Consider the following 18,615-nt stretch of genomic DNA (forward strand, 5'->3'; position numbering starts at 1 on the left):
AGACTATCCCCCATAGCACCATAATGCGAGAGATGGTCTTTTTCGCGCCCCCGGCAGGGTGGGAGGTCAGCGGTTGGCGCGGTACTCGGCGTCCAGGGCCCGCAGAGCGTCGGCCCATTCGGGCGTGCCCGGCTGCTCCTCGAGGTCCCGGATCAGGGCGCGCCCGTCGGGGTTGCCGACCTTGGAGCCGTCGGGGTTGGTCCACTCGTACGCGGGCTGCGCAGCGACCGTCAGGCAGAGGCGGAACACGTCCTGCGGGGCGTCGTTGTGCTCGCACTCGATCGGGGCCGCGATGGCGACGCCCGTGGGCAGCGGCTCGGCGATGGGGCCGCACTGGCGGTTGCCCATGGTGCGGCAGTCCCAGCCCGATTCGTCTTCGTCGACGATGCCGTCCCGGTTGTCGTCACCGGGCAGTACGGCAGCCGCGGTCACGGTCGGGGCGGGGCCGGCCTGAGCGGCGGACGGGGTGGAGGAGAGGGAAGCGAGCGTCCCGAGAACCATCACGGCCACGGCAGCGGCGAAGATCGCGGCCGGACGGGGGCTGCGGAAGATGCGGTGCAGGATGCGCATTGGGTGTCCTTCGGTTCGGAAGTTCCCCGGGTTGCTCTCCCGGGGCGCCGGTTGGGGCGTGGTTGAGAAGTTACACACCCCCGGGCAGAAAAGTACAGCGATGAGACTGAGAAGGTTCGGAGCAGCACCATTCACCATCGCTTACAGGGAACTTGAGCGATCCCCTTTCAGTATCAGTCTTACTTCTGTACTGTTTTACCTGTCGGCAGGGAAACCCGCCGATCTCCGGAGAGCAACCGGGGACCGCCCGAACTGAAGGAACACGAAAATGCCCGTCACCCTGGACAAGACCCCGGAGCCCCGCCCCGAGGACATGGACCGCGCCCCGGCCTACCGCCCCCAGCTCGCCAAGCTCACCGCGCTGTTCTTCGTCATCGCCGACGACGAAGGCCAGTGGGCGCCCGACGCCGCGCCCCACACCCGCGACGTCCTCTGCGTCGAACGCGCCGCCACCCACGACGTGGAGCGCGCCATGCAGAAGCTGGACATCCTCAACGAGTGCGACGGGTACCCCGGCATCGGCCTGGTGGAGCTCTACGCCGTGAGCGCCGCGCACGCCGCCGGCCTGGCCCGCCGCGCCTACTTCAACACCCTGGCGGTCACGGAAGCCGAGAACGCCGCCTTCGGCCGCTCTGACGCCTGACCAGACCGGCGCCGCCCGTGCGGTCGACGGGCGGCGCCACACAGCCCATACGCGCCCGCGCGCGATGGAACGGTCCAGAAAGTCCAGAAACCCCGTCTGCCTGTCCTCCTGCCCCGTTCTCTCGGCCGTCTGCCTGCCTGGCGGGCCGGCCGCTCACCGGAAGGTTCCCTCTCTCATGGCGCTCCCTGCTTGGCTCCAGTCGCACCCCCGTGGCCCGCTGTCGTCCGCCGTCCCCTCGTTCGTGTCGTTCACCGACGAGGTGGCCCGGTTGTTGGGTCTGCCGCCCGCCCGGTCGGTGGAGCTGTACGAGCGGAGCTTCGAGACCGATCACGCCTGGCTGCTGTGGAAGTCCAACCCGAGCGGGGCGAGCCTCTGCCTGGACCGGCCCGGCGTTCACCCGCGGGAGTGCGTGGTCATCAAGGTCGAGTGGCACCACTCCCCGGACCCGGTCGTCATCGCCGCGATGGTCCGGGCGTACGAGCGCCGTGGCCGCCGTTCCCTGCTGCCCCGGCTGCTGCGCCGTAGCTGAGCCCGTCCGTCCCCCAGCTCCCTGCCCGTCCCGGCCGCCGCCGGATCTCCGAAGGAACGCCCGTGTCTGCCCCTGCCCTGTTCGAGCTGCCCGCCGCAACCCCCGTACGCCCGGCCGCTGTCGACTCCGGTCCCCGCCGGTCCGGCATTACCGTCCTGTCGTACGGACTGGGGGCGGACAGCACGGCGATCCTGCTGCAGTTCCTCTCGGACCCGGAGCGGTACGGCCTCGCGCGGGATCTGTCGGACCTGGTGGTCGTGCATGCGGTGACCGGTGACGAGTGGCCCGACTCCCTGAGCTACGTGGACCGTCTGGTGTTGCCGTTGCTGCGCAGGGCGGGGGTTCGGCTGGTGCAGATCGCCCGGGGCGGGCCGGAGGATGCCGAAGGCGTGGTCATCCTGGACGACTCCCGTACGCCGCGACGGATCTTCGCTCAGGGCCCGTGGCGCCTGTCGGATGAGCTGCGTGCGGCCGGCACCGTGCCGCAGATGGCATCTGGACGGCGCACATGTTCGATTAAGTTCAAGGGCTGGTGCCTTGACCAGTGGGCCGAGGCGGAGTTCGGCACGGCCAGCTTCCGCCGGACCATCGGATACCACGCTGGGGAGCTGGGGCGCGCCGAGAAGGACAGCGACATACAGCGCCAGTTGAACACGGCGGCCGGGCGCACCATCTGTGAGCCGTACTACCCGCTGATCCATGCCGGGATGGACCGAGCCGCGGTGGAGGCATACGTCCTGGGGCGGCTCGGCGAGCGGGTGAAGAAGTCGTACTGCGCGCAGTGCCCGTTCAGTGGCGTGTGCGCGTCCCGCGACGCCCATGAGGACCGGCTGCGCGCTCACCCGCACATCGCTGCGGACGTGCTGCGCATGGAGTACGTCAGCCAGGCCCTGAACGAGAAGGTGGCCCTGTACGGCACGACGTCCCTGCGGAAGCGGCTCACTGAGGACGGCCGGAACACTGCGGTGCTCAGCGCGTTCGAGCTGTCGATGGATCAGGCCCCGTACGCGGTGTACGAGGTGCGGCGCATCTACTTCGCCGCCCGGACCGCGGACTGCCGGGAGTGGCACGGCAAGGCGTGCCGGTCGTCGCGCTGGTGGTGCCGTCAGCCCCGTACCGCCCAGTGCCGCGAGGACCACCCGGCCGGGAACTTCGCGCCCTGGTGCTCCGGCCCGGACGGCTGCAGGGGCAAGGCAGTGAAGGGGCAGGCGTGGCGGTCCGTGCGCACGGTGTGGGAAGGGTCGCGCCACGGGGCGCAGCTCCACCTCCGCGACCTGGCCGACGAGCACGGCATGGCCCTGGAGCGCGGGGAGCACTCCGGTATCGAGCGGGCGCGCTACCTGGCCGAGGGCGACGGCTTCCCCACGACGTCCGCGTACCTGGTGGCGGCTCCGGCCGGAGTGCACGACAAGCAGCGCAAGCACTTCGAGGCCCGTTGGCTGCAACTCACGGGCCGGGTCGGCACGGTGGGTGAGCCGGTCCGGGAGCTGCCGGAGCCGGCCGCGCGGCGCCGTACCAGCGGCGTCCCCCTGATCCGGCGGGCGAAGACCATCGGCGGCGTGACCCTGATCGCCTGACCCCCGCCCGGGAAACGAGTACAGCACTGGGGCCCGTAGGGACGTTCGGGGTTGATTCCTTGGGACTACTACCCATGCGAGTCTCATTGCTGTACTCTTTTGCTTGTTGGCGGAGAGCAACCGCCACAGTCCCGAAGGAAGGAACGCCCATGAATGCTGCCCTGGCCGTCAAGCCGCTCCCGGAGCTCGCCGCCGAGTACGGCGCGCCCCGCATCCTCCTCAACTCCGAGGGCCCGGCGGACATCACCGCCGAGCAGGAGGCCGCCTACCAGTTCAACCTGCTCGGGGGCCTGAAGCTGCGGGAGTCCACCATCGTCGGGGCCGAAGGCACCGAAGACCTGATCATCCGGTGCGTCGAGTACATCGACCCCGTCACCCAGCGCGTGCGGTACGCCGTCGACTACTGGTCCGTGCTCCAGTACGGCGCCTTCGACATGGCGGGCCGCGCCATGGCGGAAATCGCCTACGAGGCCGCTGTGCGCGGCGAGTTCGCCAGCCCGACCCTCCCCCTCTCCCTGGAGCGGTTCACGCGGGGCCTGGCCAGCTTCTACGACGTCACCGACGTCCAGCCCTGACCACTCCCCACTCCGCCGGGGCGCGACGTTCACCGCCGCGCCCCAGCACCCTCAGCCACCACCACACACCGCCGTAAGGATGTCGTCGCCATGGCCAGCAACATCAGCATCACCGCCGCCCCCACCGCATACCAGGGCGGGCTTCTCCTCGCCGCGCTCGCCGACAAGGAGCACCGCATCCCCTCCGACGCCCGGGGCGCAACCATCGACCTGATGCACGAGCGCCAGTGGCTGCTGCAGTACCGCAACGACGGCACGCTCTTGGACCTGGGCACCAGACACACGCCGAATACGCACTTCCGCCTCACCCACCACGGCGTGAAGGCCGCCGAGCGCTTCCGCGAACGGCAGAACGCCAAGACCGTCCAGCCGACCCCCGCCGAGCCCGCCACAGGCACCGTGCCGCCCCCGATGGTTGCCCATGGCCCGCACCTGCCCGAGGCGGCCGTATACGAGCCGCAGGACGACGACGGACGCGGATACCGGGACGTCGTGGTGCTCCTCGGCCGCCCCGAGCGCGACGGGCTGGTCAAGGCGCTCAGCGGCCGGTACGGCAAGACCATCCGTGTCCCGCTCGCCGACCTGCAGCCCCTTCCGGAGCTGCCGCCCGCCGCCCCGGGCGAGGCCACCGACTGGTGGACCGTCACCAACCGTGCGGGCAAGGAAGTGGCCCAAGTCGAGGCGCCCACCGCGAAGCAGGCGCAGGCCGCAGCCGAGCGAATCCCCGAGGCCCGCTTGTACTCGCGACGTGAGGGCGGACTGTCCTACCGGCGGCTCCGGTCCAGCGAGGTGCAGCAGTCGGCCGCGGTCGCCATCGCCAGCGGCGCGTAGCCCTCCCTGCCACATCGGCATACCGGCCGGGGCGCACCCCCACTGCGCCCCGGCCGGGCCCCACCCCCGCACACCTGAACGGAGACGAACCCATGCGCGTCAGCCTCACCAAGTCCCCCGCCCGTTCCGCCCTCGCCGAGGTGAAGCTGTCGCCGGCCGCGGTTCCGCAGCTCACGGCGGAACCGCTGGCCCTGCGCTTCACCCACGGGAGTAACCCGCTGCTGAGCCGCGCCATGCAGGCCTGCGACATGTACTTCCGATTCCCGATCACGCAGGCGTTGCGGAACATCCCCCTGATCACCGAACTCGCGCTGCGCAGCCTCGAGCAGCAGTCCGTCCCCGAGCTGACGCCGCCGCCCGCCAACTTCGCCGAGGCGATGGCCAACCCCATCGACCGCGGCATCTTCGCCGACAGCCTCGACATCGCCCTTTCCGGAGGCTGCGGCCACTGCGGCACCGAGCACGATCACATGTGCGTCGACTGCGGCCGATGCCGCTGCTACGACCACGAGACGTGCGAGCACCCCGCCAGCTGATCCATCCCCGCCGACGCCTCCCCGAGTTCAGCCAAGGTGAGACCAAAAGCCACAACGAGGCGGTCGGGGCTCTTACTTCACTGGCCTCCAGGTGCCGCACCCTTGCGTCGTGAACGACCCATCGCCGGACCGGACCGTCACCGTGATCTCCTGTGCGGCCGTCGCGAACTGGTTGTCCAGGATCTCCCCAGACTTCGAGGTCCGCTCCCAGTAACAGTCCTCGACCTTGTCCGTCGTCCGGTACGTGCCCGGCGTGATCCCATGCTCGCCCGTCTCCGGATCCGACGGCCCCAGCTTCGCCTCCACCACATACGTGCCGTCCGCGAACCACCGGTCGTAGTCCCCAGACACCGCCTGCTTCAACACGCCCTCATGCTGCGGACAAAACTCGGGGATACCGGCCTGCAGGATGGCCTTCCCGTCGCCGTCAAAGTTCCCGCCCTCCGCCAGCCCCTGCGGCGCAGGCCTCTCATTCCCGCCCGCCGGTATCGAATCGCAGATGGCATGCACGAACCGCGCCGCTGACCCCTCATACAAGCTGTCGACCATCCAGCCCTTACCGTCGGCCATCCGGTCGAAGTCGCCCTCCGGTGTGTCCGGATACGTTGGCCCCGCAGGCACCTCCACCGGCGGCGGCGTGCTCGAGGTCACCGGCGTACTCGGCTCCGCGTCCGGCTCATCACCTCCGCCCGCACACCCCGACACCAGCACCACCGCAGCTAATCCGGCCGCGACAGACCCCACCCCGCTCATAGCTCTCATACGGCGCAGGATCGCATCCGGCACAGGGCGGGGGGAAGCAGAAACCGAACATCGGGGATCATCAGGACAGGCGCGGGGTTTCTTCGCCTACTTGGTGCATCCCGCAACGCAGGCGCCGTTCAGGCCAAGCGCCAACGGACCCTGCTTGGACCGCCGTCATCGACGACCTGACGCCCGCGCCGTCTGACCTGCGCCCATGTGGGCAGTTCCGGTGTTCGGCGAACTGGCCTATGCTGCACGGTAGTTCCATAACGCACGAAGGCCCGGCCACCACATTTGGCCGGGCCTCCGTGCGTTTGTGCGTGTGCTGCCTACTGCGTCGGCTTCTTCTTCATCCGGCCGAGCACCGCCTCGAACACCGTGTTGTCGTCCTCGTCGGCGAACGCCTCCAGGAGGTGCCGCTCGACCTCCGTGCGCGGGATGCGGCTGCGGTCGAGAAAGTTCGCCAGGTCGACGGCCCGGCGGTCGACGGCCCGGCGAACAGCGGGCGGGATCGCGGGCGTGGGCGATGCCGGCAGCTCGCCGACCAGGACGCCCTTGATGGTCTTGGCCAGGACGTCGGGGTCGTCGTCCTGGTCGAGTTGCAGGTCGCCCGGCAGCATCTTGACTGTCTGGCGCAGGCGATCGGCCGTGACCTTGTCCGTCCCCACGGTGTCGGCCACCAGGACGTAGACCGCGATGGCGCCGTTGAGGCCGTACGCGTTTTTCACAGGCACGATCTCGCGGACCTGGCCCGGGTTGGAGGAGTAGCCGCGGGCCATGAGGACCTCCCCGAGCTCCCAGGCCGCGCGGAGTTTGCTGCACTGGGAGACCGAGATGCCTTTCTCGACCTCGGCCCACTCCTCGATCGTGGCGTAGTAGCGCTCCGGCTCGAGCTTGTGCGGGGTACGGCGGAACAGTCGGCCGGTGGCGATGGTGTCCAGGCTCTTGCCCAGCATGAACCACGCGATGTCGTGGAGGGCGATGCCGTCGGTGCAGAGCGCGAACCGCTGCTCCTCCTCGGCGGTGAGCTCGCCCTCCCCGGCGGGCTCGACCGGGTCGGGGATCTTGTCCAGGCCGGGCCGTGCTTCCTCGACGGCCGCGGCGACGTGCTCGGCGATGAGCGTGGCCTGGGTCTGCCTGTGCTGGGCGTCGCGGGTGGTGTCGACGGCGGTGAGGGTGTTTGCGGTCTCCTCCGGCTCGTCCTCGTTGCCCCACCCGAGTTCGAATTCCGTGTCGGTCATGCCGCCTTCACCAGCCCTGCGTTCGAGGCGATTTTGCGGAAGAAGTCGGCGGTGTCGCTGCGTGCCGTCTTCTTGTAGTGCGTCACGGGCAGCCCCTTGTTCCGGGCTTCCTTGAGGTCTGCCGCACGGACGGGTACCTCGCCGAGGCAACGCACCCGGGGGTGGTTCTGCAGCAGCTTGTAGACCTCGGCGTCGAAGTTCCCCATGGGCTTCTGGATGCGGCCGATGACCAGACCCAAGACGTCGAAGTCGTCGCCGCGCTGGGCGCGTGCCATGGCCTTCTTGTGCTGGGCGAGCTGCCGGGTGAGCCCCTTCATCGCCCATTCGTCGACGTCGGTCATTATGATCGCGCCGTCCGACCCGACGAGTTGTGAGTCTGTGTCCAGCTCCAGCGCGGGACGCTGGTCGACCAGGATGTCGTCGAAGAACTCGCGCAGCTTGTCCAGCATGATGCGGTACAGCATCAGGCCGTTTCCCGTGTCGCGGAGGTCGCTGGAGAGGCCGGCCATGTCGAGGCTCGCCGGGAGGACGTAGATCCCGGGCACTTTCGTCTCGCGGACGAGCGGGACAGGGTCGAGGGCGTCGATGACCACCTTCGCCTGCGTCAGGTCGTTGGGGCCGGGTGGCTTGATACGGAAGCCCTCGGTGAGGTTGCACTGGGGGTCGCCGTCGGCGAGGAGGACGCGGCGGCCGTGCTCGGCGAGGGAGCCGCCGAGGTTGATCGTCGTCGTCGTCTTGCCGACGCCGCCCTTCTGGTTACACATCGCGATGATGCGGCAGGAGTCAGGACGGTTCTGCTCGAGGTCCGCGCGGACGCGTTCCTGTCGCTGTTGCTCCGTCTCCTTGTCGGGCGACGGGGAGTCGCCGGGGGCCTGGGCGCCGATCGTGGGCGCCGTGGTGGTTTCTGTCATGGGAGGGACGATAGTCAGATCCACGGCCCTATTCGGGCCAGCTCCCTCGTACTGGGTCCGTTCGGTTGCACAATTGGGCAAGAACGATCTTGAAATGAGGAGGGCCCCGCGCGCATCTGCACGGGGCCCGTCGGCATGGTTCCGGGTGGGGTTCAGTGGCCGGCGGCGATGAACTCCTCGGTGGTGAGCGGCGGTCCCTGCAACTGCGGCCGGAGAGGGCCGAGGACGGCGGCCAGCAGGATCGACGGCGTCACCAGGACGTGCGACCCGCGCTGCAGCGTCATCACATCGGTCACCCGTCGGGCGACGCGGCCGTTGCCGGTGGAGGTGAGGATCAGCCGGTCGACGAATGCGGCCATGCCCTTCGCGAGTAGGTCCGGCCCGTTCTCCGTTGCGCCGGGGTAGTGGATGTCCTGCCCGATCGCGAGGTTCCACGCCGCGGACACGGGCCGGGCAACGGCCTTCTGGATCCGTCGGGCGAGCCCGGGTGTTGCCCATCCCTGCCGGGAAACCGTCTCGAGGATGGCGGCGACGCTCTGCGCGGCGACGGACATGCCGTGCCCGTAGATGGGGTTGTACGCGGCGACCGCGTCCCCGATGACGACGAATCCTTCCGGCCAGGCGGTGAGCTTCTCGTAGAAGCGGCGACAGTTGCCGGTGTTGCGGGTGACCGATACCTCGGTGAGAGGTTCGGCGTTGGCGATGAGGTCGGCCACGATCGGGTGGCGCAGCCGTCGGGCGAAGGGCTCGAAGGCCTCGGGATCCTTGGTGGGTTCACCGCCGCGGGTGCCGGAGAGGGTGACGAGCCACCGTCCGTCCTCGATGGGCAGGACGGTGCCTGCCTGGCCGGGGCCGGAGCTGCGGGAGTCGGCTTGGACGTTGACGACGGGGAAGCCTGCGCGGGCCTTTTCGGGGGCGCGGTAGACGCGGCTGGCGTAGACGAGCCGCGAGTTGACTTCCTCTTCCTTGGGCGGGGCGTAGCCCAGGTGAGCGAGCCACTCCGGGGCCCGTGAGGCGCGGCCCGTGGTGTCGATGACGAGGTCTGCCGTGAGGACGGTCTCCGTGCCGTCACCGCGGCGGATACGGACTCCGGTGACGGTGCCGGCGGTTCCCTCCAGGCCGAGGACTTCGGCTCGCTCGACGACGGTGACCTGCTCGGAGGCGAGTACACGCTCGCGGACTGTCCAGTCCAGAAGGTCACGACTGGCGAGCATCATGTAGTGCGACTCGTCCCAGCGCCGGAACCAGCCCCGCGGGCTGTAGGCGACCATGCCGGTGGGCAGCGGTACGCGGTGCGCGCCGCGGTCGAGTAGACGCTGGAGGGTGCCGGGAACGAGTGCCTCGATCGCCTCGGCTCCGCCGGACCACAGCAGGTGCGCGTGGCGTGCCTGCGGTGAGCCCTTCCGGGGGGTGGCGGCACGCGGCAGCGTGTCCCGCTCTACGACGGTGACGTGTGCGTAGTTGGACAGGGCGCTGGCGGCGAGGATGCCGGCCAGGCCGCCACCGAGCACGACGGCTGTACGCGGGCGATGGGGCGGTCTGTGAGCGTCGGCGGCGGTCTCGGTGTCGTTCATGGGCGCTGGCTCTCTTGCATGGCGGCCGCGCGCTGGCGGACCACGTCGACGGTGGCGGGTTTACTCAGGGCGCAGGAGATCGCCTCGATGTTGCGCATGGTGTCGTTGAGCGGCGTTGACGCCCGGGGGGTTGTGTCGTCGTCGGGCGTTGAACGCTTGGCGTCGATAGCGGCCAGGAGCGCCACGGCCGCGGCAAGCCCCTGCGCGTCATCGGCCGATGCGCCGGTGCGGAGCGCTTCCGTCTCAGCCCGTTGGCGCAGCTCCTCGTCGACGAACGGGGCGAGCTGCAGCAGGGCGTCACGGATGAACGTCTGGCGGTGCATCAGGTGCAGTTCCTTGGAGGAGAACATGCGGAGCTGGACCACCGCGGTGGGCGGGATGACGGGGCGCAGGGTCTGGTTGAGGGCGGCAAGGCGCCGGTAGCTGGTGCGGGTGGCCCAGCGCTCTCTCAGGCGGGGCCCAGCGTGCGGGAGGATGAAGCCGACGGCGATCAGCAGTGCGGACACGCAGGCGACGGGCGGCGCTACGTGGGTGCTGAGCCAGTCCATGTTGGTGTCGTTCCAGCGGGCGATGATGGCTCCGAACTTGACGGAGTCGTAGCCGAGGTTCAGCACGTAGCCGATGCCGAGGAAGACCAGTCCGCTTCGCAGCCATCCTTCGACGCGGCGCTCCCAGTTCCAGATCAGGAGCGAGGTGATGACGCAGGCGACCATGTGCGCCACCAGGTACAGCACGATCAGCTCGCGCATGTACAGGGTGTTCGCGTAGTAGGTGTCGATGTCCCGGACTCGTTCGACGGACACGTCGGCGAGGGCGAAGAGCACCCACAGGGCGATGATCACCGTGGTGTAGGTGGTGACGACCCACCAGACGGACCGTCGGATCTTCGCCGGCGGGCCGCCGCGCCAGGTGATGATCAGCACGAGGCAGGCGGCACAGAACGCTGTCAGCAGGGTGTAGACCCACGGCGCGGAGAAGTTCACCACGCCGGTGAGGTCGTTGACTTTGGCGATGGTCGGCGGTGCCGCGAACAGGAAGACGGCACAGGCGAGAACGAGGAGCCCGCCGACGGCTTTGAGAAGCGGGTCGCTCCAGAAGCGAATGATGCTGGGCAGCTTGATGAAGAAGGCGATCGTCAGGACCAGCGCGGGTATGGCAAAGGCGATGTTGATGCCGGAGGGTCCCATGGTCAGCCCTGGAGCCCGCGGCGGTAGCCGAGGGAGGCTTCGATGCGGCCCTCGATGGCGTCTCTGCTGTGCGGTCCGCGGGAGTTGGGTCCGGCGAGCCACGAGCGAAACCGGCTGCCGAGGAGCAGGCCGAATGCCTCTGCCTCGCTTTCGTCGGCTTCCTTGAAGTGGGTGCGGGCTGCGACGGTCAGGAGAGAGTCATCCCAGTTGGCGTCCGGCAGGGCGCGGGCCGCGACTTCAGCTCCGCCTACGTGGTTGCCGCAGTGTCCGGCCTCCATGTGCCAGAGCTCGTGTCCGAGGATGACGAGCTGGTGTTCCGGCTCGGCGCGCTCCTCGACGACAACAATGTCGCTGGCCTCGAGGGCGAGCCACAGACCAGTCACGCCGACCTCGGGAGGGATGCCGGTCATCTTCAGGGTGATGGGGCGGCCGCGGCGCTCGCTCATCGCGGTGCACAGCGCTTCGCACAGCTCGCGGGGGTCTGCAGGGATGCGGAGGCCGCCGGAGATCGACGACGTGAGTGCGGACATCAGCTTGCGCATGTTCATCTGCCTGCGCATGTCCTTGGCGACGCTCAACGAGAGCTCTCCGAATCCATGAGTGCGGTAATCATGCTGACAACTGCAGCTTCCTGCTGGCTTGTCAGGGCCCGGCCCCTGGCGGCGACCGACACCAGGCCGTGACGGGACATGAGGGCTGCGATCGGATCGGTCGGGCCCTCGAGGTTCTTGAGGGCCGGCTGAAGCGCGCGGTTCAGGGCGTCGGCCGGTTCGGCGGAAAGGAAGTCCAGTCCCTCGTCGACGCCGAAGAACTTCATGAGCCCGTGGGCGTGCGCCATGTTCGGGGTCACCTCGCCGTTGAGCATCTTGCGCACCCACACCGGGGAGACGCCGATGCCGGCCGCGATCTCCTTGACGTCGTACGGGTCGTTGCTGCCTTCGGGGAGCCGGGTGTCGTACAGGAAGCGGACGCGGCGCCGGATGCGGGTCTCAACGCCCTCCTGGGCCACGTTCTTTCCGTCGAGCAGGGCCTGCACCTGTCGGGGTGGGATGCCGGTCTCGTACGACAGGTCCTTGGCATTGAGGACGCTGCTGCGGTCAAGGCCGTGCTTGGAGATCAACTCGCCAATGCGCGCAAGCGTCTCGGGGAGGGGAGCGTAAGACTCACTCACCGGGGGTCTCCCATGGATAGAAATGATCAACTTGGTGGGACTCAAGACTATGCGCCTACCTGCAAAGGAACCATGATTTGAAAACGATCGTTGCCTGATCGAAAACGTTCGTTGACAGCGTGTGCCCGGTCATAGCAAGATCCGCATTCGGAGGGGGGAACTCCGGTCCGCCACATCGCCGACACGTTTCCTCCCCATTGCCAAGACGAGACCCGGGCCACGACAGACGCGGGGGAGCCCATGCACGCCCGTCCAACACGCGACGCGCCGCGAGACGCAAGACGCAAGACGATCAAGCCACGTAGCCTTCCCACCATCAGACCGTATCGAACTAGCATTCGATCGGGTCGACCCTGGAAGGGATGCACCGTGACGATCTCTGACGCCACCCCCTCGAACCGGGCCGCAGCCACCAGCGCGGCGTCCACCATGTGCACCGCACCGTGGCTGGCCACCAGCATGGAAAGCTGTATCGACTTCACCATCGGCCCCGAGGCGACGCCCGTGCAGGCCATCGAGCAGGCCACAGCGATGGCCCGGATGACGCTGCCGATGTCCCTGCAGGGCGTCCCGGACTCGGCCGCGTTGTGCAGCGCGGTGGAGTCGGTACTGACCGAGCTGGTCGACGTCACCGCACGGCACCGGGCCAGTCTCGACCTGGTGGGGAAGATGGCCTACGACGGCAGCCACATCACCGTCTCCGTCGGCGACATGGGCCGCGCGCTGCCGACGCCCGAGGAGGAGCCAGGCCTGTACCTGGTACGCCGGGTGGCAGACGAGATGGGGCAGTACGCCGGCGACCACGGCGGCCTGGTCACCTGGGCCGCTGTAGCGGTCCGAACATGACGATGCCCCCGACCAACGAAGCGGCGGGGGCAGTGATCGGCGGTCTGGAGCTAAAGGTCGAGGACAGCACGCAGGGCCCGCTCCACGCGTTCCATGTCCTCGCCGGAGAGGTGGCCGAGGAGCTTGCCCTCCTCAAACCGCTTGGGGCGGAACGCGGCTACGTCAGGGGCCATGACGACGCCGTGCACGGGGATGGTGATCGGGACGGTGACGAGAGTGTCCAACGCGTCCTCGGCCTCCTGGATCAGGGCACACAGGATGCCGCCCGGGTGCAGCCGGATCACGGCGTTGTTCTCGATGATCACGACGGTGCGATCCCGACCCACGGTGGGCACACGCCACACCGCCCCCCGCTGGATCTCACTCACGCGGCGGCCTCGATGTCCGACTCGGCGGCCTCGAACAGGTCGTCCGCGGAGTCCAGGGCACGCAGACGCGCGTACTCCAGCATCCCGTCGTGCAGCAGCTTCTCCTCAAGGGCCTGCTCGACGAAGCCAGAGAAGTTCTTCCCGCCGGCCAGCTTCGCGCGACGCGCCACGTCGGGGGAGAGCGTGATGCTGAGCTTCTTCCTGGCCTGCGTCTCGGATGTCTCTTCCGACGCGTTCTGAGTCGTCATGCCATCCATCCTACCGTTCGGAGGACACGGGTGTAAGGTGTGATCGCCGCCACCCAAAGTAGCGGCACACATGCAGAAGGGGCACCAACCTGGCCCGGTTGATGCCCCGACTTCCCACCCGGTACCTCGCCAAAGGGGGGTAGGGACTGCTTAGCGGCGAGCATACAGGTAGCTCGGCGCGGACCCTGAGCTTCCGCGCCCATCTGTGATATTCGCAATGCGCAGTTCCTGTCTCTCTGTACCTTTTCAGCCAGAGAGAGCGACAGTGAGCCTCGACCCGATTCTGTGGGCAATGAAGGACGCGCCCACGGCAGACATCAACGAGTGGGGCACGCTCACGTGCCTTGCCGAAGCCGCCGACGAAGACGGCTGCAACGCCTTCCCATCGGTGAAGACGATCGCTAACTACGCCAAGATCAGCACGCGCACCGTGCAGCGGTCACTCGCCGCCATGGTGGAGCGGAAGCTGATCGCCGAGGGCGACCAGCGCGCGGCCCTTTACATCCCGGAGCACCGGCGGCCGACGGTCTACGACCTCCTGATCCCCCACGAGTGGTTCCGGGACATCGAGCGCACCAACTCCTTCCGGACCCGCATCGGCCGAGCGCCACTCACCCGCGCCGACCGACCTGCCATCGCCCCCGCTCCGCCCAAGAAGACGCGCGCCGACAAGGGCAAGCCGAAGCCGAACAGGGACGCCAGCGGCGGCTCCGCGGGCGACGACCAAGAGGGGCGACAGGAAGTCACCCCTGTGGAAAACGGCCCCTCCGAGGGGGGGCGACAGGAAGTCACCCCTGTGGAGAACCCCGAAAAAGGGGCGACTACAAGTCAGGGGGTGACTACAAGTCCAGAGAGGGGTGACTTGAAGTCCGAAGGGGGGCGACTTGTAGTCACCCAACCCACCCCTAGTACCCGCACCACTGACTCGCCCCTTCCCTCCGTAGGTTCCAACGGCTCCACGGCACCCGCAGAAAGGGAGGGAGGGACGGACGGCCAGCCCATCGACACTCCTACCCAGAAGCGGCAGGCGCGAGCCGTCGAGCGGACACCTGGCGTCGACCTGCTGCTCGGTCTCGGCCACAAGCGGCCGGAGCTGCTGCTCACTGGAAAGGTTCTGCAGGACCAGGCGCGGGTCGTCGACGGCCTGCTCCTGGAGGAGTGGCCCCAGGACCTGATCCTCACCGCGCTGCTGCGGCCGCTGCCGGAGCAGACCCGTTCCGTTGGTGCTGTGATCTCCCGGCGCCTGCGGGATCTCTCGAGCACGCCCCTGCCCCGGCACATCCCGATGCCCGCGCCCCGGGATCCGGAGGCCGGAGAGGGCTACTGGGAGCGGTACGCCGCGGCCAAGCGGGACGCGTCCACCCCGATGCCCCGCCGGTACGACGACGGGGACATCGACGCCTTCATTCACCGGCACCGCTGGGCCGACTGCACCGACTGCCGCAACCCGATCTTCACGCCGACGGGCACGGACCTGTGCCCGGAGTGCGCGGGCTGGCCCAAGTGCCCGCTGTGCCACAAGTTCGTGCAGCCCGGCACCCATTGCGAGCGCTGCGAAGTAGCGCCCGAGGCAGTCGAGTTCGAGGTGTGCGACCAGCACGGGGACCGGTTCATCAAGGGCACGGCGTGCTTCCAGTGCGTGGCCCCCTGAACGGCACCGCCCGCCCCGGGTTGGTCCGGGCGGGCGGTCAGCCTGCTCCTCGAGGGTGCCGGCCTCCCGGTTGCCGAGGCGGGTGTACGCGGCGAGCAGCTCCTCGGAGGCCTTCCGCTCGGCGGGGCGGTCCCCGTCTTGATAACGGGCCAGGGCCACCCTCCCTCAATGGCTGCTTTTCGCGCGCGCAGTCTTCGCGCCTTGCGGCGCAGGCTGGCAAAGGGGGGAAGGCTGGCCCTGGCCCGTTATCAGAAAGATCCCTAGAGCGGCGGCGCCGGCTGTCTGCGCGGCGCGTCATGGATGCGCATGACGAAGTGGACCTCGGGCGTCTTGCGGGTGCGCAGCACTCCGCGGCGCCGTCCGGTGCGCACGACGGTGGTGAGGAAGCGGCGGGGCAGGCCCTGGTCGCGGACATGCCGGGCAGCGTCCGGCATCGGGATCCACTCGTCGTAGGGAAAGCGCATCAGCGCCTCGTCGACGAGGTGTTCGGCCGTGGGTGCTGCAGGTGCGGAGATGAGCATGGCGCCGTGCTCCTTCTGATTCGGGGACAGGCGCGCGCCGGGTTGCTCCGCCGGCGTCGTCTGCAAAGCACGCACAATACGGTACAGCGATGAGAGTGCACCATCGTTCGCCCGTTCAATGGCGTGAAGGGGGCGGCCAGTTATGCTGCCTGAGCGCTGCAGCGGAAGACGATCCTCCACGACCCAGTCGGGTTGCTGGTCTGTTCAGGCTGCGAGCCGGCGCACGACCGGCATCTTGGGGGGACATCACGCCGTGACCGACACCACCGACACCGTTGACCAGCTCATCGCGCGCGCCGCGGCAGGCGGGGCAGACGCTCCGGCCGCCATGAGCGCCGTCTACATGCGCCTGAACACCACCGTCTTCAACTGGGTGCGGCAATACGTCCGCGACACCCACACCGCCGAGGACCTGGCCCAAGAGGTCTGGTTCAAAGTCACACAGAACGTGAGCCGTTACCGGCCCGGCACCAACCTGATGGCATGGCTGCACACCATCACCCGCAATACCGCGCTCGACCATTTGCGCGCCGTGCAGCGTCGGCCTACCGAAGTTCTGCACGCCGATCACCTCCAGCTCGACCAGCCGCGCCCGGGGCTCACCCCGCACCAGCACGCCGAGCGCCAGGCCCTGTCCAAGGCCATCGCGGAGCAAATGGGGAAGCTTCGGTCCGAACAGAGCGAATGCCTTAGGCTTCGATTCTTCGACGGGCTTGGCCCGGGGGATACTGCGCAGATCATGGGCAAGAGTGAGGGCGCGGTGCGCACCCTGACGCTACGGTCACTGCGCAGACTCGCCCAGGTGCTGCCTGAGGGGGACTCCTCCGCCGAGCTGGTGGAAGAACTGCTGACCATTTCAGCGGGCAGAGGAAGAGTTGTCGGTACACGGGTGGAGACACGAGAGGCAGGGGCTCATGTTCCGACGCGCTGACCAGGCATCTGATCGCCTGGAGCGGGCCCTGAACGGTGGCCCCATGCCCCACGGCCAGGACACTCGACGCGCAGTCGCCGCGGCGGGAGCCTTGGCACCCGGCTACCGGCGCAGCCCCGCCAGGATCCAGGCCACCCACGACGCGATGATGCGCGAGTTCATGCGGACCTTGAACCCGGTGGAGACCCGCGACGACGCCGGCAGCGGCGACGGCCTGGAGGAGACCGAGCTCCACCGGCAGGAAGTAGCCCTTCCCGGCGGCGGCCTACTCGTCCTCTCCGACCTGGAAGAGATCACCCCCGATCGCAGGGAGGAAGCGGCCGAGCAGATCGCCGCCATCCTCGATCGCAGGTCAAGGGACCATCAGAGTTGAGCACCGCCCAACCCCGCCTCGAGATCACGGTAGGCGACTTCCCCGTCGACGGGATGCACGTCGTCCACAACGGTTCGCGGCAGCTATTCCTGCGCCCGCAGGCTTTCAGCACGGCCGTGCGGCACGTGCGCAACGTGCTGCCCGAGATCACGCTCGAGGACGCTGAACGGCTCGTCAGGGAGCAGTGCCCCGAGTTCCCGGACTTTGACGCCCTGCTCGGCGTCCACCAACCCCCGGTGCCGAGCGTGGATGCGCCCGCGGCGAAGCCTGCCGACGAGGCGCCGCCGCGTGTCAGCAAGAAGCGCCGGCGCCAGATAGCCATCGCCGCGGCGCTCTTGCCAGCGCTTGCCGCGAGTTGGGCCCTGGGCCGCTACACCAACGTCGACGACAACCAGCCCGCGGTACAGGCCACTGCCCCTGATACCACGCCCAAGTCGGCCGACACGGCAGCCCCGTTCACCGATCCGCCGTTCATGTACTTCTCCGGCGCGGGGAGCATCGACTGTGTGCCGATCAGCCCGCTCCGGGCCGAGTGCACGGACGCCGATGGCATGGTGATGTCGACTACGGCGGCCACCGGCCCCGACTCGACGATCTTCACCTTTTCGTACGGCTCTGAGCGCGTCGGGCTGAGGATCTTCAACGACGCCGCGTACGCGAAGATTTGGGCTCGGCAGGGCGGCACCACCGAGCTGTTTCCGGGCCTGGAGGTGCACGGGCGCTACGCCCTGTGGGGTACTGACCCCGACCGGATCAGGGAGTACGGGCACCTCCTGCAGGAGGGCCGGCCCGGCGGTGGTCAGGCACCGATGGGCGAAGCCACGCCGCTGCCGCCCCGCCTGGCGGCGCTCACACTCGGCACCCTTGGCCTGGACGAGAACGAAGTTCAGCAGATGGTTGCCGCGCACGACGACGCGCCGGTCACAGAGCCAGTGATGATGGCGGCTCTCATGGTCCTCGGCATCGATACGGAGGCGTCGTCGGTTTGGTCTGGCGGTGAGGACATCGTGGCCATCGCTGCTGGCTACGATCCCCGCCCAGTCACAGCTCCGCCGACCGAGGGCCCCGGGGACACCACGACAGTGGAGCCGACGCCCGAGCCGGAACCAGAGCCGCAGCCGGAACCAGAGCCGCAGCCGGAGCCGCAGCCGGAGCCGCAGCCGGAGCCGCAGCCGGAGCCGGAGCCGCAGGACGAGCCGCAGGACGAGCCCGACCCGCAGCCCGACCCGCAGCCCGAGCCGCAGCCCGAGCCGGAGCCACAGCCGGAGCCGCAGGACGAGCCCGACCCGCAGCCCGAGCCGCAGCCCGAGCCGCAGCCGGACCCGCAGCCGGACCCGCAGCCGGACCCGCAGCCGGACCCGCAGCCCGACCTGGCCCCGCCCCCGGAGCCAACGCCGGACCCAACGCCTGCGCCGGAACAGCCCGATCCAGCGCCGGTGCCCGAAGTTGACGAGCCCGGGGACACAGATGAGGCCCCGCCCCTCGAGGACGCTCCGGGCTCGGGAACCGGGCCAGTCGACGACATCGGCCGGGACGATGAGCTGCTGAGCCTGCCGGCGACAGGTGCTCCGCCAGCTTGCCCAGGTCC

Annotated in this window: 21 protein-coding genes and 1 pseudogene; 11 read left to right on the plus strand and 11 right to left on the minus strand. The window is 68.9% G+C overall.

The genetic code is table 11. The features are described 5' to 3' along the window. Nucleotides 1–66: 66 nt before the first annotated feature. On the minus strand, nucleotides 67–570 hold the full coding sequence (locus ACWDO5_RS30535; protein WP_450533667.1) for a hypothetical protein: 504 nt from the start codon (nucleotides 568–570) through the stop codon (nucleotides 67–69). A 268-nt stretch (nucleotides 571–838) separates the two neighbouring features. Here ACWDO5_RS30535 and ACWDO5_RS30540 point away from each other — a divergent pair, with 268 nt between their 5' ends. From ACWDO5_RS30540 to ACWDO5_RS30565, 6 genes are all read left to right on the plus strand, one after another. Beyond that, the gene (locus ACWDO5_RS30540; RefSeq protein WP_450533668.1) at nucleotides 839–1,213 is read left to right on the plus strand and encodes a hypothetical protein; all 375 of its coding nucleotides are present in this window, start codon (nucleotides 839–841) and stop codon (nucleotides 1,211–1,213) included. Between the two features lie 175 nt (nucleotides 1,214–1,388). Next, entirely contained in the window at nucleotides 1,389–1,742 is a 354-nt protein-coding gene (locus ACWDO5_RS30545; RefSeq protein ID WP_450533669.1) for a hypothetical protein, read from the plus strand. A gap of 62 nt (nucleotides 1,743–1,804) precedes the next feature. Then, nucleotides 1,805–3,319, plus strand: a complete 1,515-nt coding sequence (locus tag ACWDO5_RS30550) for a hypothetical protein (protein ID WP_450533670.1) — start codon at nucleotides 1,805–1,807, stop codon at nucleotides 3,317–3,319. Nucleotides 3,320–3,468: 149 nt separating this feature from the next. Further along, nucleotides 3,469–3,894 (plus strand): hypothetical protein, encoded by a 426-nt coding sequence (locus ACWDO5_RS30555; RefSeq protein WP_450533671.1) that lies wholly within the window; start codon nucleotides 3,469–3,471, stop codon nucleotides 3,892–3,894. A 90-nt stretch (nucleotides 3,895–3,984) separates the two neighbouring features. Further along, a complete protein-coding gene (locus tag ACWDO5_RS30560; RefSeq protein ID WP_450533672.1) occupies nucleotides 3,985–4,725 on the plus strand; it encodes a hypothetical protein in 741 nt (246 codons plus the stop codon). Between the two features lie 92 nt (nucleotides 4,726–4,817). Then, entirely contained in the window at nucleotides 4,818–5,261 is a 444-nt protein-coding gene (locus ACWDO5_RS30565) for a hypothetical protein (RefSeq protein WP_450533673.1), read from the plus strand. Nucleotides 5,262–5,333: 72 nt separating this feature from the next. Here ACWDO5_RS30565 and ACWDO5_RS30570 read toward each other — a convergent pair whose 3' ends face one another. The 7 genes from ACWDO5_RS30570 to ACWDO5_RS30600 all read right to left on the minus strand — a co-directional run bounded on the left by ACWDO5_RS30570 (nucleotide 5,334) and on the right by ACWDO5_RS30600 (nucleotide 12,089). Beyond that, a complete protein-coding gene (locus ACWDO5_RS30570) occupies nucleotides 5,334–6,023 on the minus strand; it encodes a hypothetical protein (protein ID WP_450533675.1) in 690 nt (229 codons plus the stop codon). A gap of 311 nt (nucleotides 6,024–6,334) precedes the next feature. Next, nucleotides 6,335–7,246, minus strand: coding sequence for a hypothetical protein (locus ACWDO5_RS30575; protein ID WP_450533677.1), 912 nt, complete (start codon nucleotides 7,244–7,246; stop codon nucleotides 6,335–6,337). Then, entirely contained in the window at nucleotides 7,243–8,157 is a 915-nt protein-coding gene (locus ACWDO5_RS30580; protein ID WP_450533678.1) for a ParA family protein, read from the minus strand. Before ACWDO5_RS30580 ends, ACWDO5_RS30575 begins: the two co-directional genes overlap by 4 nt. A 152-nt stretch (nucleotides 8,158–8,309) precedes the next feature. Continuing rightward, nucleotides 8,310–9,731: an FAD-dependent monooxygenase gene (locus tag ACWDO5_RS30585; RefSeq protein WP_450533679.1), complete on the minus strand. Its 1,422-nt coding sequence runs from the start codon at nucleotides 9,729–9,731 to the stop codon at nucleotides 8,310–8,312. Further along, on the minus strand, nucleotides 9,728–10,918 hold the full coding sequence (locus ACWDO5_RS30590; protein ID WP_450533680.1) for an MAB_1171c family putative transporter: 1,191 nt from the start codon (nucleotides 10,916–10,918) through the stop codon (nucleotides 9,728–9,730). The genes ACWDO5_RS30585 and ACWDO5_RS30590 overlap by 4 nt, the downstream gene beginning before the upstream one ends. A gap of 2 nt (nucleotides 10,919–10,920) precedes the next feature. Then, complete coding sequence (locus ACWDO5_RS30595) at nucleotides 10,921–11,460, minus strand: toxin-antitoxin system, toxin component (protein WP_450533691.1); 540 nt, start codon at nucleotides 11,458–11,460, stop codon at nucleotides 10,921–10,923. Between the two features lie 32 nt (nucleotides 11,461–11,492). Beyond that, nucleotides 11,493–12,089, minus strand: coding sequence for a helix-turn-helix domain-containing protein (locus tag ACWDO5_RS30600; protein WP_450533681.1), 597 nt, complete (start codon nucleotides 12,087–12,089; stop codon nucleotides 11,493–11,495). A 369-nt stretch (nucleotides 12,090–12,458) separates the two neighbouring features. On the opposite strand from ACWDO5_RS30600, the gene ACWDO5_RS30605 reads away from it, so the two are divergent. Continuing rightward, complete coding sequence (locus ACWDO5_RS30605) at nucleotides 12,459–12,935, plus strand: hypothetical protein (protein ID WP_450533682.1); 477 nt, start codon at nucleotides 12,459–12,461, stop codon at nucleotides 12,933–12,935. A gap of 50 nt (nucleotides 12,936–12,985) precedes the next feature. On the opposite strand, the gene ACWDO5_RS30610 is transcribed toward ACWDO5_RS30605, so the two are convergent. Further along, entirely contained in the window at nucleotides 12,986–13,303 is a 318-nt protein-coding gene (locus tag ACWDO5_RS30610; RefSeq protein WP_450533684.1) for a type II toxin-antitoxin system PemK/MazF family toxin, read from the minus strand. After that, nucleotides 13,300–13,551, minus strand: coding sequence for a hypothetical protein (locus tag ACWDO5_RS30615; protein ID WP_450533685.1), 252 nt, complete (start codon nucleotides 13,549–13,551; stop codon nucleotides 13,300–13,302). The genes ACWDO5_RS30610 and ACWDO5_RS30615 overlap by 4 nt, the downstream gene beginning before the upstream one ends. A 292-nt stretch (nucleotides 13,552–13,843) precedes the next feature. On the opposite strand from ACWDO5_RS30615, the gene ACWDO5_RS30620 reads away from it, so the two are divergent. Beyond that, entirely contained in the window at nucleotides 13,844–15,202 is a 1,359-nt protein-coding gene (locus tag ACWDO5_RS30620) for a helix-turn-helix domain-containing protein (RefSeq protein ID WP_450533686.1), read from the plus strand. A 260-nt stretch (nucleotides 15,203–15,462) separates the two neighbouring features. Here ACWDO5_RS30620 and ACWDO5_RS30625 read toward each other — a convergent pair whose 3' ends face one another. Continuing rightward, entirely contained in the window at nucleotides 15,463–15,723 is a 261-nt protein-coding gene (locus ACWDO5_RS30625; RefSeq protein WP_450533687.1) for a hypothetical protein, read from the minus strand. A 253-nt stretch (nucleotides 15,724–15,976) separates the two neighbouring features. Here ACWDO5_RS30625 and ACWDO5_RS30630 point away from each other — a divergent pair, with 253 nt between their 5' ends. From ACWDO5_RS30630 to ACWDO5_RS30640, 3 genes and pseudogenes are all read left to right on the plus strand, one after another. After that, the gene (locus tag ACWDO5_RS30630) at nucleotides 15,977–16,654 is read left to right on the plus strand and encodes an RNA polymerase sigma factor (protein WP_450533688.1); all 678 of its coding nucleotides are present in this window, start codon (nucleotides 15,977–15,979) and stop codon (nucleotides 16,652–16,654) included. 43 nt (nucleotides 16,655–16,697) lie between these two features. Then, nucleotides 16,698–17,027 (plus strand): hypothetical protein, encoded by a 330-nt coding sequence (locus ACWDO5_RS30635; RefSeq protein WP_450533690.1) that lies wholly within the window; start codon nucleotides 16,698–16,700, stop codon nucleotides 17,025–17,027. Beyond that, nucleotides 17,024–18,615 (plus strand): annotated as a pseudogene (locus tag ACWDO5_RS30640) (hypothetical protein); the annotation flags it as partial. The gene ACWDO5_RS30635 and the pseudogene ACWDO5_RS30640, both read left to right, overlap by 4 nt.

This window comes from Streptomyces sp. NPDC000880 (genome assembly GCF_053599675.1).

Excerpts from the sequence above, each read along its gene's own strand:
- ACWDO5_RS30535 (WP_450533667.1), bottom strand. The coding sequence starts at position 570 with ATGCGCATCCTGCACCGCATCTTCCGCAGCCCCCGTCCGGCCGCGATC.
- ACWDO5_RS30540 (WP_450533668.1), top strand. The coding sequence starts at position 839 with ATGCCCGTCACCCTGGACAAGACCCCGGAGCCCCGCCCCGAGGACATG.
- ACWDO5_RS30545 (WP_450533669.1), top strand. The coding sequence starts at position 1,389 with ATGGCGCTCCCTGCTTGGCTCCAGTCGCACCCCCGTGGCCCGCTGTCG.
- ACWDO5_RS30555 (WP_450533671.1), top strand. The coding sequence starts at position 3,469 with ATGAATGCTGCCCTGGCCGTCAAGCCGCTCCCGGAGCTCGCCGCCGAG.
- ACWDO5_RS30560 (WP_450533672.1), top strand. The coding sequence starts at position 3,985 with ATGGCCAGCAACATCAGCATCACCGCCGCCCCCACCGCATACCAGGGC.
- ACWDO5_RS30565 (WP_450533673.1), top strand. The coding sequence starts at position 4,818 with ATGCGCGTCAGCCTCACCAAGTCCCCCGCCCGTTCCGCCCTCGCCGAG.
- ACWDO5_RS30570 (WP_450533675.1), bottom strand. The coding sequence starts at position 6,023 with ATGAGAGCTATGAGCGGGGTGGGGTCTGTCGCGGCCGGATTAGCTGCG.
- ACWDO5_RS30575 (WP_450533677.1), bottom strand. The coding sequence starts at position 7,246 with ATGACCGACACGGAATTCGAACTCGGGTGGGGCAACGAGGACGAGCCG.
- ACWDO5_RS30580 (WP_450533678.1), bottom strand. The coding sequence starts at position 8,157 with ATGACAGAAACCACCACGGCGCCCACGATCGGCGCCCAGGCCCCCGGC.
- ACWDO5_RS30585 (WP_450533679.1), bottom strand. The coding sequence starts at position 9,731 with ATGAACGACACCGAGACCGCCGCCGACGCTCACAGACCGCCCCATCGC.
- ACWDO5_RS30590 (WP_450533680.1), bottom strand. The coding sequence starts at position 10,918 with ATGGGACCCTCCGGCATCAACATCGCCTTTGCCATACCCGCGCTGGTC.
- ACWDO5_RS30595 (WP_450533691.1), bottom strand. The coding sequence starts at position 11,460 with ATGCGCAAGCTGATGTCCGCACTCACGTCGTCGATCTCCGGCGGCCTC.
- ACWDO5_RS30615 (WP_450533685.1), bottom strand. The coding sequence starts at position 13,551 with ATGACGACTCAGAACGCGTCGGAAGAGACATCCGAGACGCAGGCCAGG.
- ACWDO5_RS30620 (WP_450533686.1), top strand. The coding sequence starts at position 13,844 with ATGAAGGACGCGCCCACGGCAGACATCAACGAGTGGGGCACGCTCACG.
- ACWDO5_RS30625 (WP_450533687.1), bottom strand. The coding sequence starts at position 15,723 with ATGCTCATCTCCGCACCTGCAGCACCCACGGCCGAACACCTCGTCGAC.
- ACWDO5_RS30635 (WP_450533690.1), top strand. The coding sequence starts at position 16,698 with ATGCCCCACGGCCAGGACACTCGACGCGCAGTCGCCGCGGCGGGAGCC.